The sequence below is a fragment of the Kocuria cellulosilytica genome (assembly GCF_040981245.1).
Classification (GTDB): Bacteria; Actinomycetota; Actinomycetes; order Actinomycetales; family Micrococcaceae; genus Kocuria; species Kocuria cellulosilytica.
In genome coordinates this window covers 1-518 of the sequence record NZ_JAVFWZ010000146.1, presented here as the reverse complement: position 1 = coordinate 518, position 518 = coordinate 1, and the positions used below count along the sequence as shown (strand labels likewise).

1 pseudogene is annotated in these 518 nt (G+C 76.4%); it reads left to right on the top strand.

The annotated features are described in order from the left end of the window. Nucleotides 1-224 precede the first annotated feature (224 nt). Nucleotides 225-518: pseudogene (locus RCG67_RS17420) on the top strand (catalase HPII); the annotation flags it as partial.

The following is a 518-nucleotide window of genomic DNA, read 5'->3' as shown; positions in this document are numbered from 1 at the left end:
GAGCGGGCCGAGCAGGACTGAGACCTCCCCCGGCCCCTCGCAGGCTCCGGCCGGCGAGGGGCCGTCGCACGCGTGGGGACTGTTCACCCACCGCGGAGTCGCGCGCGGCGGCTTGTGCGCCCGCTCACCCAGGTGGCTCAATGCTCAGTGAGCCGGTCGTTCCCCGTCCTCCGGGCGGGACCGTCCGGTGGCGACCACGTGCCGACGACGAGCGGGAGAACCACATGCGCAAGCGGCTGAACAGGATGAGGCAGCGGGCGGGCGAACAGGCGCCCCTGCCCCCGGGGGTCCCCGGCAGCGAGACCGCTCCGGTGGAGGAGCCCACCGAGCCCCGTCCGCCGCTGCCGCCGAAGCCCGATCAGGGCACACCGGCGCCGGTCACCCCCACCGGGCGGGACACCGGGACGGACCCGACCCTCAACGCCCAGGGCGGGGAGTACCTGACCACCGCCCACGGTGCCCGGCGCGCCGACACGGACCACTCGCTGAAGGCCGGCCGGCGCGGGCCCGTGCTCCTG